The following is a 12,920-nucleotide window of genomic DNA, read 5'->3' on the forward strand; positions in this document are numbered from 1 at the left end:
ATCACTCCCATGAACGATCAGGACCACAACCTCGGCCTTTGGGCCCAGATCCGCGAAGACCACACGGCCCACCGCCGTGACTGGACGCGGCCGGGCTTCCGCGCCGTGGCGGTCCACCGGTTCGGCGTCTGGCGCATGGGGATCAAGAGCAAGCTCCTCCGCGCCCCGTTCAGCGTGCTCTACCGCATGCTCCACCGCCGGGTGCGCAACGTCTACGGCATCGAACTCCCGTACTCCGCAAAGCTCGGGCGGCGCGTCGTCGTCGAGCACCAGTCCGGCATCGTCATCCACGGCAACGCCGTCATCGGCGACGACTGCGTAATCCGCCAGGGCGTCACCCTCGGCATCCGCCGGGAAGACCAACCCGACCAAGCCCCGGTGCTGGGCAAGGGCGTGAGCATCGGCGCGGGTGCGGCCGTGCTCGGCGGGGTTCACCTTGGTGACGGATCGAGTGTGGGTGCTAACGCGGTGGTGTTGAAGGACGTCCCCGCCGGGGCGACGGCCGTGGGCATCCCCGCGAAGATCATTGCCCCACGCGAAGAACCCGTCGAGGAACAAGCGGCCTCCGAGGAGGTGTCGGCATGAGCGACGCCCCGATGCCCCAACCCGAACACTCGGACGACTCGGCGAAAACCACCGCGACCGCGGTGAACCCCATCGGCGTAATCGCGATCGGCCGCAATGAGGGCGAACGCCTACGCCTCTGCCTCGAATCCGTCGTCGGCAAGGTGGCGCAGGTAGTCTACGTCGACTCCGGCTCGACCGACGGCAGTGCCGAGCTCGCCAAGTCGCTGGGCGTCGAAGTCGTGGACCTCGACCTGTCGATCCCCTTTACCGCCGCCCGCGCCCGCAACGAAGGCTTTGCGCGTTTGCAGGAAGTCATGCCGGACGTGAAGTGCGTCCAGATGATCGACGGCGACTGCGAGGTGGTCGACGGTTGGCTCGAAACCGCGGCGGCCTATCTCGACGCCTACCCGAAATTCGCGGTGGCCTGCGGGCGCCGCCGGGAACGCTTCCCCGAGGCGACGATCTACAACCGCCTCACCGACATGGAGTGGGACACGCCTATCGGCATGGCCCGCTCGTGCGGCGGCGATGCGCTGTTCCGTGCCGAGGCGTTGCGAGAAGTCGGCGGGTACAACCCCACGGTCATTGCGGGCGAAGAACCCGAGATGTGCGTGCGTCTGCGCCAGGCGGGCTGGACCATCGAACGTCTGGACGCGGAGATGACCTTGCACGACGCGGCGATGACCAAATTCAGTCAGTGGTGGAAACGCAACGTCCGGGCCGGCCACGCCTACGCCCAGGGCGCCGCGATGCACGGCAAGACCGACGGGCACAATGTGAAACAGGTGCGCAGCATAGTGTTCTGGGGGATGTTGATTCCGCTATTTATTGCGGGTTTGTTTGTGGTTGGTTTCGTGATCGAATTCACAGTGCTTGAAGGCGAGGCGTGGTATCAGTCACCACTGATCTTGGTGGTGGCGATGATTGACTTGCTGCTTCTGGGCTACTTGGTACTAGCGTTCAAGATTTGGCGTTACCGATGTGGCTTGGGAGATCCAGGCAAAACGTCAGCGATCTATGCTTTCTTTACGGTTGTTGGAAAGTTTGCAAACGCCATCGGCGTGGGCACTTTCTGGAAGAACCACAAGCTCGGTAAGCAAGCCAAGATCATCGAATACAAGTCTGCGGAGGGCGCGACGGCATGAGCGTGCCCACCCCGCACATCCTGTACGTCGGCTCGATCCTGCCTAAGCGTAGTGAGACGTTTGTGTACCGCGAGGTGCTGGGGCTGCGCGAGCGCGGCGTTGAGGTGAGCATCGCTTCGGTGAACGCGCCCGAGCGTGACCTGGGGGATGACAAGCTCGACGCCCTCGCCGCCGAGGCGATCCACGTTTACGGCAAAGGGATCGGTGGCAAGGTCGGCGTGATCCGCGACGCGGTCTTGCAACGCGGGGCGTGGTGGCCGCATGGCATCTTCGAGGTGTCGCCGACGTATTGGCCCAAGCACAAGTTGCAGTTCGCGGCCGGCATCGCGCTGGCCCGGCGCGTGAAGGATCGTGGCATCACCCACGTCCACGCCCACATGGCCCACGTGCCGACCACCGTCGCGATGGCGTGTGCCGAGGCGCTGGGCGTTCCCTTCAGCACCACCGGCCACGCGGCGGACCTGTTCCGCGACCGCTCGGCTCTCAAGACCAAGCTCCAACGCGCCGCGTTTGTGTCGTGCATCAGCGAGTGGCACCGCGGGTTTTACCGTGAGATCGTGCCGGGGCTGAGCGATGAGCAGTTGCCTGTGATCCGTTGCGGGGTGGACATGCGGGAGTTCACGGCCGTCACCCCCGGAACCACCGAGGGCGGCATCTCGCTTCTTGGGGTGGGGCGGCTGGTGCCCAAGAAGGGGTTTGATGTCCTGATCCGTGCGATGGCGGCGGCGAGTCCCCCCTTAGCCCCGGGCTCTGCCCGGGGGCAGACCACATACCAAGGCGACGACCCCGGGCAGAGCCCGGGGCTAAGGGTGACGCTCGTTGGTGACGGGCCGGAGATGGTAAATCTCAAAGCATTGGCGGACGAGGTGGGCGTGGCCGACCGGGTCACGTTTGCGGAAGCACAGCCGAATCATGTGGTGCGGGAAATGATGGGCCAGGCGGACGTGTTCGTGTTGCCCTGCCAACAGGCGGCCGACGGCGACCGCGACGGCATCCCGGTGGTGCTCATGGAAGCGATGGCCCGGAACGTGTGCGTGGTCAGCGGGGACCTGGAGACGATCCGCGAACTTGTGGCCGATAATGTCACCGGATTGATGGTGCAGCCCGGGGCGGTCGATGAGTTAGGCGAGGTGTTGGTGCGCTTGTCGCGTGACCCGTCGCTTCGACAACGCTTGGCGGACGCGGGCAGGGCCCGGGTCGCCGAGGAGTTTTCGATGTCGGTGAACCTCGACCGATTGGAAGCCGCGTTTGCGGCGGCGGCGCCGACGCGTGCGTCCGAGAAAAAGACCGATCCTGCTCCCGGAGAAGTGATGGGAGCGACCAACCATGCCTGAACCCAGCCGACGATACTGCCTGATCAGCCCGACGCGTGACGAAGCGGAGTTCGCCCGCCGGACGCTCGAGAGCGTGTGCACTCAGAGTGTGCCGCCCGCGCGGTGGGTCATCGTCGACGACGGCAGCACCGACGACACCCCCGCCATCCTCGCCGAGTACGCCGAAAAGTACGACTTCATCCAGATCGTCACCCGCGAAAACCGCGGCGTCCGCAAGGTCGGCCCCGGCGTGATCGACGCCTTCTACGCGGGATACGACACCATCAACCCCGACGAGTTCGACTACGTCTGCAAGATCGACCTCGACCTCGACCTTCCGCAACGCTACTTCGAGATCCTGATGCAGGGCATGGAGCTCGACGCGCGCCTGGGCACCTGCTCGGGCAAGGCCTACTTCCCCGGCCCGTCCAACACCGACAAGACCTTCGACGGCGAATTGATCTCCGAGGCCTGCGGCGACGAGATGTCCGTGGGCATGATCAAGTTCTACCGCACCGACTGCTTCAAAGACGTCGGCGGGTTTGTGCGTCAGGTGATGTGGGACGGCATCGACTGCCACCGCTGCCGGATGAACGGCTGGGTCGCCTGCTCCTGGGACGACCCGGAGCTGCGCTTCCTGCACCTGCGTCCGATGGGGTCGAGCCACAAGGGCATCTTCACCGGCCGGATGCGCCACGGCTTCGGCCAGTGGTTCATGGGCACGGGTCTGGCGTACATGACCGCCAGCGCGGTGTTCCGCATGAGCCGGCCGCCGGTAATCGTGGGCGGGCTCGCGATGTGGTGGGGCTACGTGAAAGCGATGCTCACCCGCCAGCCGCGCTACGACGACCTGGAATTCCGCAAATACCTTCGGGCGTACCAGTGGGCCTGCCTGCTCAAGGGCAAACACGCCGCTACGGCCGACATCGACGAAGCCAACCGCCAACGATTTAACGACGGGCCCCCCGCCCCGGAACAACCTTCAGAACTTCAATCACCACCGGCCGAACGTGACGGCCCATTGCCTTTGGGGGCAGACCATGGATGAGATGAACCGACGGACGGAAGAACCCCAGTACGACTTCGACGTGTCGATCTGCGTGCCGGTGTTCAACGAAGAAGACAGCGTGCAGAAACTGTACGAAGAGATCGCCGCGGTGATGGACGCCGGCGCCTACCGCTACGAAGTCATCTTCGTCAGCGACGGCTCGTGGGACGAGTCCGTGCCGCGTCTGCTCGAAGCCACCAAGGACGACCCCCGTGCGACGGTGATCGAGCTCATGCGCAACTTCGGCCAGACCGCGGCGATGGCGGCGGGTTTTGACGCGGCCCGCGGCGAGGTCATCGTGCCCATGGACGGCGACCTGCAGAACGACCCGGCCGACATCCCCAAGCTCGTCGCCAAGCTCGACGAGAACGGCGAGGCCCCCGGCAAGTGGGACATCGTCAGCGGCTGGCGCAAGGACCGCAAAGACGGCGCGCTGCTCCGCAAGTTCCCCAGCAAGATCGCCAACCGCATCATCAAGCACCTGACCTGGACCACCGAGATCAACGACTTCGGCTGTTCGCTCAAGGCCTACCGCGCCCAGGTGCTCAAGGACGTGACCCTCTACGGCGAGATGCACCGCTTCCTCCCGGCCATCTGCAAGTGGCGCGGCGCCCGTGTCACCGACCAGGTCGTCAACCACCGCGCCCGCGAGTTCGGCAGCAGCAAGTACGGCCTGAAGCGGACCTTCAAGGTCTTGCTCGACCTGCTCACCGTGAAGTTCCTGGGCGACTACGGCACCAAGCCGATCTACTTCTTCGGCAAGCTCGCGGCGATCACGGTCGCCGTGTCGTTCACCGCGTTTGTCGTGGCCGTGCTGCAGAAGTTCGGCGTGATGTGGACCGAAAACGGCAAGCCGCTGAGCCTGAACCGCAACATCTTTCTGCTGTTTTCGATGATGACCTTCCTCATCAGCGTGATTATCCTGATGATGGGGGTGTTGTCCGAGCTGATGGTGCGGATCTACTACGAAAGCCAATCGCTGCGGCCGTACAAGGTCCGTCGCAAGTTCTTCGGCGGCGAACAACCGGATGACCGTCCCACGCCTCGGCTCCAGGTGCCGGGCGGCGACGAGGTTTCGCAAGCGGGGTGATCGGCATGACACAGGACGCGATCGACAACCCGACGCCCGACCCGGCCACCGCGATGTCGCGTGACCTGTCGCGTCTGGACGGCCAGACGTTCGACGTGCTGGTCGTCGGCGCGGGGGTGTACGGCGCGTGGGTCGCGCTCGATGCGGCCCAACGCGGGCTGACCGTCGCGCTCGTGGACCGGGCCGACTTTGGCGCCGCGACCAGCGCCAACAGCCAACGCATCCTGCACGGCGGCTTCCGCTACCTGCAACACGCCGACTTCAAACGCATGCGTGAATCGATCCGCGAACGCAGCATCGTGATGCGACTGATGCCGCACCTGGTCGAATCGCAGTCTTTCCTTGTGCCCACGACGCCCGGCGGCGTGCAGCGCAAGTCGCTGATGCGCGTTGCGCTGAAGATGAACGACATCGTCAGCTGCGACCGCAACAAGGGCCTGCCTGAGTCGAAGCACCTGGGCCACGGCCAGATCATCTCCAAAGAGGAATGCCTCGCCCAAGCCCCCGGGCTCGATCCCGACGACGTCACCGGCGGCGCGATCTTCCACGACGGCCAGATCGTCAACAGCGAACGCCTGACCCTGGCGGTCGTCCAGACCGCGGCCGCCGAAGGCGCGGTCGTGGCGAACCATGTTGAAGTGAACAAGTTCCTGCGCGACGACTCCACGCGTGTGCTGGGCGTCGAGGCCACCGACAAGCTCACCGGGCAGACCGTGAAGATCCACGCGGACCTGACTATCTCGTGCACCGGCCCCTGGACCGCCAACACGCTCGACGCGGCGGGGATGCGCATCGCGGGCGAGACCTGCGACAAGCCGGTTAAGAAGCCCTACGACATCTTCCGCGCGGTGGTGCTGGTGACCCGCAACGTGCTCAACGGCTCGGCCGTCGCGGTCAAGGGCCGCGCCGCGTATCAGGACAAGCACGAAGTCGTCGGCAAGGGATACCGCAACTTCTTCGTGACGCCCTGGCACGACCTGTCGCTGATCGGGACGTACTACGAGCCGTACAGCGGCGACCCGGCCGACGTGTCGATCTCCGAAGACGAAGTCCGCAAGTACGTCGACGAGTTCAACGCGACCTACCCGACCGCGAAGCTGGGCTACGACGAGGTGAAGTGGTCGTATGTCGGTTGTTTGCCGCTGGCCGAAGGCGCTCCGCCCGACGACCCGCAGTACCAGAAGCACTACTCGATCCTCGAACACGAAAGTCAGAACGGTACGCCGGGGCTGCTGAGTATTCTGGGGGTGAAGTGGACCACGGCACGCGACGTCGCGGAGAAGACCGTGGACCGCGCGGTGGATGTGCTCGCACGTTCGGTGGCGAAAGGCAAGACCGCGGACGCGCCGCTGGCCGGAGGGGCCTACGAAGACTACGACGGCTTCATGGCCGAGGCTTCGGCGTCCCGCCCCGACAACGTGCCGGAAGAAACACTTAAGCATTTTCTTAAACATTACGGCGACGCCTACGCCCAGCTTCTCGCGCTGATCGCAGAGGAGCCCGGGTTGGTCGAACCGCTCGGCCCGACCTCGCCGGTGACCGGAGCCGAGATCGTTTACGCCGCGCAATCGGAGATGGCGGTCACGCTGGCCGACGCGGTGTTCGGCCGCACGACGCTGGGCTTCTTCGGCTGGCCGGGCGACGCGGTGCTGCGTCGCGCTGCAGAGCTGATGGCTCGCTCGACCGGCTGGGACGACGCCCGGCAGAACGAACAGATCGAATCGGTCCGCGCGGTCTACGCGATGCGGGGAGTGGCCTACGACGCCCGACCCGTACAGGCCGAGCCCGCCCCGACCAGTCATGAGGTTCCGGCATGAGTGATACGCAGGACACACCATCGATTGAAAAAGGCTCGGCCGGTCACGTGCTGGTCGTCGCCCCGACGCCGTTCTTTTCCGACCGCGGCTGCCACGTGCGGATCATCGAAGAGATCCGCGCCGCCGAGCGCGAGGGCTACCGCGCGACCGTGATCACCTATCACGTCGGCAAAGATGTCGAAGGCCTGCCGATCTACCGTTCGCTGAACGTGCCCTGGTACAAGAAGCTCGCGGCCGGCCCGAGCATCCACCAGTTCTATCTCGATGCGCTGCTGCTGTGCACCGGCATCCGCGCGTGCTTCCGCGACAAGCCCACCGTGATCCACGGCCACCTGCACGAAGGCGTCGGCATCGGCAAGGTGCTGAGCCTGTTGTTCCGTGTGCCGCTGGTCGGCGACCTGCAGGGCTCGCTCGTCGGCGAACTCGTGCAGCACAACTTCATCCCGAAGCAGGGCTTCGTGCACAACCTCTTCCGTGCCGCCGAGCGTTGGCTGATCCGCTGGCCGAACCACCTGGTGCTCAGCAGCGACCGCGCCACCGAGGGCGTGGCGGAGATCGACGAACTCACCGTGCCCGCGACCGTGCTGGACGACGGCGTCGACGAAAACGCCTTCCTCCCCGAAGCGCCCGGCGAAAACCTGCGTGAAAAACTCGGCCTGCCCACGGATAAAAAGCTCGTCGGCTTCCTCGGCGTGCTCAACGAGTACCAGGGCGTGAGCGTGATGCTCCACGCCGCGAAGCGCGTCGTCGAGAAGCACCCCGATGTGGTGTTTGTCGTGATGGGCTACCCGAACGTCGAGCACTACCAGGGCGTAGCCGACGAGCTCGGCATCAGCGACTCGGTGATGTTCCCGGGCCGGATCCCGTACGACCAGGCGCGCGACTACCTCGCGGCCTGCGACATCGGGTTCAGCGCGAAGGCGGACGTGACCGAGGCCAACGGCAAGCTGCTGAACTACATGGCGGTGGGCCTGCCGATCGTGGCGACCGAGACGCGGGTGAACCGTTCGCTCCTGGACGACACGGCGTTGTACGGCCAGGTCGACGACGGCGAATCGCTCGCCGACGCGGTCTGCCGATACCTCGACGATCCAGCGTTGGCCGAAGAGAAAGCCCAGGCCGGGCGTCGCCGCGTGATCGACAAGCTTTCGTGGGCCGCGGGCGGGCGGAAGCTCGTGGAGGTGTACGCGTCGGTCACGAAGAAAAAGAACAAACCGACCAAACCCCAAGGCACGCCGACGGAGCGGGCCGGGGCCTCCGCACTTCACAGCGAGAAGGTGGCATGACCACAGGGCAAGTCGCCGGCGAACCGTGCTTCGCCGCCCGACGAATGGGTGTCACCGCCTGACGATGGAGAATCTTTGACCGCGACCCCGCAAAATATCGCCGTGCCCGTTCAGCAAGGGGAAACCCTTGCGCCGACCGAGGCTGCGGAGACGGTGCGCCTGTGGATCGACACGCACGTCCACCTGCACGAGCAGCACGACGCCGAGGTGTTCCTCGATACCGCGGCCGCGCATTTCGCCGCGGCGGGTTCGGGGATCGGTGTCTTGTGCCTGACCGACGTGCAAGGCGTTGACGGTTTAGCTCGGCTGGCCGATGCGGGCAGTGTCGGCGGATGGACAATCGAACGCGTGGGCGAATTCGCCTTGCGAGCGCTGCACCACGACGGCATGACCATCGGGTTGATCGCGGGGCGACAGATCAAATGCGACAACGGCCTCGAAGTCGTTTCGATGGGTCGGCCGGTCGATATCGCCGACGGCCGATTGCTGGACGAAGCGGTGGACGCCGCGCGGGCCAGCGGGGGATTGGCCGTGATGGTGTACGGCGTTGGCAAGTGGAGCGGCGCCCGGGGTGGCCTGATCCGCCAGCTCATCGAAGACGGGCCGAGTGATTTGGCCTTCGGTGACAACAGCGGGCGTGTTGGCGTGGGCGAGCAGAAGTTTCTGAAGCTTGCGAGCGAACGGGGGCGGACCGTGTTGGTGGGCTCGGACCCGTTGCGGACCCCGATGGGGCTGAAGCGAGTGGGTTGTTGGGGGGTGGTGCTGGATGTGGTCGGCGGCGACACGTTCGATACGGCCTGGGCCGACCGGGTGGTGGACGCGTTGCGCAAAGCCGGCCCGACGCCGAATACGTTTGGGTCAAGGGTTGGTTTGATGACGGGGATCGCTCAACAGATTGGGGTGCGGTTGTCATGAGAGAACTAGACCGGACGAAGCATACGAATCTTCACCTCGCCGATCTCACGGTCGGCAGACGCGATGGGTGTGGGCCGGAACGACGGATCGCGCAAGCAACAGGATCACGGATATGAAGATTCAATACATGGCCCCCCAAGCGTTTTTCGTCGAGCGCGGCACGCCGATCTCGATCGACTACATGATGCGGTCGCTGAGCGATCTGCGTCACGAGGTCGATCTGTGTGTGTACCGCGAGGGCGAACCGCGCAGCTACGAACGCGTGTCCATCCACCGGGCCAACTACCCGGATTGGCTGGGCACCATCGGTCCGGGCTTCTCGCTGAAGAAGCTGATTGCCGACCTGTGGCTGATCAAGAAGGTTTGGAGCGTCCACCGCAAGGCCAAGCCGGACGTGATCCATGCGGGCGAAGAGATGGTCTTCGTCGCGATGCTGTTCAAGCTTTTCTACGGCACGCCGTATATCTACGACATGGACTCTTCGCTGGCCCAGCAGCTGGTCGAGAAGAAGGGTTTCCTGCGTCCGCTATCGGGCTTCTTTAATTGGTGTGAAGGCCTGGCGATACGCGGCGCGGCGGCGTGTGCCCCGGTCTGTAACGCGTTGGGCGAACTCGCCGAGGAGGCGGGGGCCAAGCGGGTGGTGGTGCTGCACGACATCTCCCAGCTCGCCGACCCCGATCGAGAAGCGACCGGCAGCCTGCGTGAAGAGCTCGATATCCCCGAGGGTCGGCCGATCCTGATGTACGTTGGGAACCTCGAGTTTTACCAAGGGGTCGATTTGCTGCTCCGTGGTTATGCCAAAGCCGTCGAGCAAGGGGTGGAGGTCGATCTGGTGATCGCCGGCGGTGTCGATGCGGACATCGACGACTACCGCGCCCGGGTCGAGACGCGGGGGCTGCGTGGGCGTGCCCACGTGATCGGGCGCTGGCCGGCGGATCGGCTCGATGAACTGCTCGCCGAGGCCGACATCCTGGCGGCGCCGCGGATCGAGGGGATCAATACCCCGCAGAAGATTTTCCCGTACATGCATTCGGGTCGGCCGGTACTAATGACCGATCTGACGACGCACAACCAGGTGGTGGATTCGAGCGTCTGCATGCTCGCCGACCCAACCCCCGAGGCGTTTGCCGAGGCGATCGGCGAGCTGGCCGCCTCCCCGGACCTGCGGGCCAAGCTCGGTGCCGCGGGGCGAGCTTTTGTCGAGGCCGATTTCACCTACAACGCCCACTGCCGTCGGATGGAGGAGCTCTACAACAACCTGGGGCCCAGCAACACCCCCCCGGAATCGGAGCCGGCCATGGACTCGTTTAAAGGGACCGCGTCGACGGATAGCGCCTGAATGGCCCGTTTGATGGAGCGGATTGACGGGTTTTTAACCCGCCGCTCGCGTGACCCGAAGGAAAGTGGTGTGGGGTGTAATTTCTCCGCGGGGGCTGCGTATCGACGGCATAAACCACCGATACAGAGATAGATCAATATGAACCTCACTGGGCAGCGGGCCGTGAAGGTCCGAATAACCCGTGAATCGGAATTGGAGCAGATACGTTGAGTGCGGAATCATCTGGATATGAAATTGACGCCCTGGTCTTTGGGGCCACGGGTTTTGCAGGCGGCGCGTTGGCCGAGGCCTTGGCCAAGTCCGGCAAGCGGGTGCGGATCCTGGCCCGGCCGACGTCGGACACGAAGGCCGCCGAGTCGTGGGGTGTCGAAATCGTGCGCGGCGACCTGAAGTCGGCCGAGGACGTCGACGCGGCGATCCGCGGCGCGAAGGTGGTCTACAACCTCGCCTCGCCGTTCCGTGATGCGAATGCCGGCCTGAAGGGCAACCGCGACGTCCACGTCAACGGCACGAACTACATGCTCGACGCCAGCCGCAAGTACGACGTCGAACGCGTCGTGCACTGCACCACCGCGGGCGTCCACGGCCACAACCTCGAGATCCCCTGCAACGAAGACTCGCCGTTCAACCCCGGCGACGAGTACCAGGTCACCAAGCTCGAAGGCGAAGAGATCTTCCGCGACGCGATGAAGAAGGGCTTCCCCGGCGTCGTCGTGCGGCCCGCGTCGATGTACGGCATCGGTGACCTGCGCATGCTCAAGATGTACAAGCTGATCCAGACCGGCAAGTGGCGGATGGTCGGCAGCGGCAAGGTGTGGAACCACCCGGTTTACGCCGACGACCTGACCCAGGGCTTCCGCCTCTGCGGCGAACACCCCAACGCGGTCGGCGGGACGTACATCATCGGCGGCCCGGACCCGATCTATCTGAATGACTACGCGGACATCGTCGCGGATGCCGTGGGCGTGCCGCGTCCGACCAAGCGTGTGCCGCTGTGGCCCGTGCTGGCGGCGAGCCATCTGTGCCTGGGCATCTGCAAACCGCTGGGCATCGACCCGCCGCTGCACCCGCGCCGCGTGCACTTCTTCACGCACGACCGCAACTTCGACAACGGCCGGGCCGCCCGCGACATCGGCTACAACCCGCAGGTCACCGTGGCCCAGGGCGTGTTTGCCACCGCCGACTGGTACTTCGAGCAGGGCCACCTCGCCGGTGAAAAGCCCGAGCGCACGCCCGAACAGTTGGCGATGCTCGAGCACGTCAAGAAGTCGCATGAAGCGATGATGGCCCCCGATATCGTGCCCGCATAATGAGCGAAGACACCCAACCCATCCAGGAAGCCGCTGAGGAAGCCTCGGCCCCCAAGGCGAAACCGCTGAAGAAGTGGTTGAAGGTGGGGTTGAAGTTCATTGTCACCTCGGTGCTGGTGGGCTGGATCGTCACGCAGGTGGAGTGGGACGGGTTCGTCGAGAACCTGGACCGATACACCTGGGGGGCGATCGCTGTCGTGGTGCTGTTGTGGTGGGCGATGCTGTTTCCCAGCGTGTGGAAGTGGCAGATGTTGCTCCGGGTCCACGGCCTGAAGTACCGCTTCTGGCTGCTGCACAAGTGGTACGTGATCGCGGCGTTCTTCAATCAGTTCCTGCCGTCGATGATCGGCGGCGACGGCTACCGCATCTACCAAACGCTGGGCAACGGCAAGCACCGTGCGTGCGCGGTGTTGCCGGTGTTCGTCGAGCGGGCGACCGGGCTTTCGGCGTTGCTCATCATGGGCACGATCGGCGCGGGCCTGGACTACGCGGCCAGCGGTAACGAGCTTTCGTTCTGGAGCCTGATCGCCGGCGTGTGTTGGGCCGCGGGCATGGCGGTCGCCGGCGTCTGCTGGTTCGCGGGCTGGTTCGGCAAGGTCGCCGAGATGAAATACTGCCCGAGCCCGGTGCGGAGCCTGGTGCTTTACGCCGACGACTACAACCGCCAGTTCTGGACCGTGATCTGGGCGATGTTGCTGTCGTTCTGGTTCCACGCCATGCGGATCATGATCTTCTGGCTGCTGGTGCGGGGCTTGGGTTATGACGTGACGTTCAGCCAGATCGCGGTGGTCGCGGCGGCGACGATGGTGATCGGGATGCTGCCGATCAGCCTCGGCGGCTGGGGGCTGGTCGACGGGGCGTTCATCGTGCTCATGGAGATGTACGACGTGCCGAAGGAAGCGGGTCTGACCGCGCAGCTCATGTCGCGGGTCACCGTGGCGTGGGTCGCGATCTGGGGCGGCGTCTGGCTGGCGGTGGATCGTGGCCAGCCCGAACGCGGCGCGGTGGTCGAACCGTCGGCGGAGGGAGACGACGCCGAGACGCCTTCGGTGGCGAGTCCCGCGACCACTCGATAAAACAAGGCGCTTCA

At 65.0% G+C, this 12,920-nt stretch carries 11 protein-coding genes; all 11 read left to right on the forward strand.

Annotated features, from left to right (window positions below):
- Nucleotides 1–9 precede the first annotated feature (9 nt).
- Complete coding sequence (locus HNQ40_RS11425) at nucleotides 10–585, forward strand: serine O-acetyltransferase (protein WP_184677962.1); 576 nt, start codon at nucleotides 10–12, stop codon at nucleotides 583–585.
- On the forward strand, nucleotides 582–1,712 hold the full coding sequence (locus tag HNQ40_RS11430) for a glycosyltransferase (protein WP_246402838.1): 1,131 nt from the start codon (nucleotides 582–584) through the stop codon (nucleotides 1,710–1,712). Before HNQ40_RS11425 ends, HNQ40_RS11430 begins: the two co-directional genes overlap by 4 nt.
- The gene (locus HNQ40_RS11435) at nucleotides 1,709–3,046 is read left to right on the forward strand and encodes a glycosyltransferase family 4 protein (protein ID WP_184677963.1); all 1,338 of its coding nucleotides are present in this window, start codon (nucleotides 1,709–1,711) and stop codon (nucleotides 3,044–3,046) included. The genes HNQ40_RS11430 and HNQ40_RS11435 overlap by 4 nt, the downstream gene beginning before the upstream one ends.
- Nucleotides 3,039–4,073 carry a glycosyltransferase gene (locus tag HNQ40_RS11440; protein WP_184677964.1) on the forward strand — a complete coding sequence of 345 codons (1,035 nt, stop codon included), beginning with the start codon at nucleotides 3,039–3,041 and terminating at the stop codon, nucleotides 4,071–4,073. The genes HNQ40_RS11435 and HNQ40_RS11440 overlap by 8 nt, the downstream gene beginning before the upstream one ends.
- Nucleotides 4,066–5,163, forward strand: coding sequence for a glycosyltransferase family 2 protein (locus tag HNQ40_RS11445; RefSeq protein WP_184677965.1), 1,098 nt, complete (start codon nucleotides 4,066–4,068; stop codon nucleotides 5,161–5,163). The genes HNQ40_RS11440 and HNQ40_RS11445 overlap by 8 nt, the downstream gene beginning before the upstream one ends.
- A 5-nt stretch (nucleotides 5,164–5,168) precedes the next feature.
- Entirely contained in the window at nucleotides 5,169–6,980 is a 1,812-nt protein-coding gene (locus tag HNQ40_RS11450) for a glycerol-3-phosphate dehydrogenase/oxidase (RefSeq protein ID WP_184677966.1), read from the forward strand.
- A complete protein-coding gene (locus tag HNQ40_RS11455; RefSeq protein WP_184677967.1) occupies nucleotides 6,977–8,266 on the forward strand; it encodes a glycosyltransferase family 4 protein in 1,290 nt (429 codons plus the stop codon). Before HNQ40_RS11450 ends, HNQ40_RS11455 begins: the two co-directional genes overlap by 4 nt.
- 102 nt (nucleotides 8,267–8,368) lie before the next feature.
- Nucleotides 8,369–9,181 (forward strand): hypothetical protein, encoded by an 813-nt coding sequence (locus tag HNQ40_RS11460; protein ID WP_184677968.1) that lies wholly within the window; start codon nucleotides 8,369–8,371, stop codon nucleotides 9,179–9,181.
- A 112-nt stretch (nucleotides 9,182–9,293) separates the two neighbouring features.
- Entirely contained in the window at nucleotides 9,294–10,520 is a 1,227-nt protein-coding gene (locus HNQ40_RS11465; RefSeq protein WP_184677969.1) for a glycosyltransferase family 4 protein, read from the forward strand.
- A gap of 206 nt (nucleotides 10,521–10,726) precedes the next feature.
- Nucleotides 10,727–11,830, forward strand: a complete 1,104-nt coding sequence (locus HNQ40_RS11470; protein ID WP_184677970.1) for an NAD-dependent epimerase/dehydratase family protein — start codon at nucleotides 10,727–10,729, stop codon at nucleotides 11,828–11,830.
- Nucleotides 11,830–12,906 (forward strand): lysylphosphatidylglycerol synthase transmembrane domain-containing protein, encoded by a 1,077-nt coding sequence (locus tag HNQ40_RS11475; protein ID WP_184677971.1) that lies wholly within the window; start codon nucleotides 11,830–11,832, stop codon nucleotides 12,904–12,906. Before HNQ40_RS11470 ends, HNQ40_RS11475 begins: the two co-directional genes overlap by 1 nt.
- Nucleotides 12,907–12,920 lie beyond the last annotated feature (14 nt).

Origin of the sequence: Algisphaera agarilytica (genome assembly GCF_014207595.1) — a bacterium.
Lineage (GTDB): Bacteria > Planctomycetota > Phycisphaerae > Phycisphaerales > Phycisphaeraceae > Algisphaera > Algisphaera agarilytica.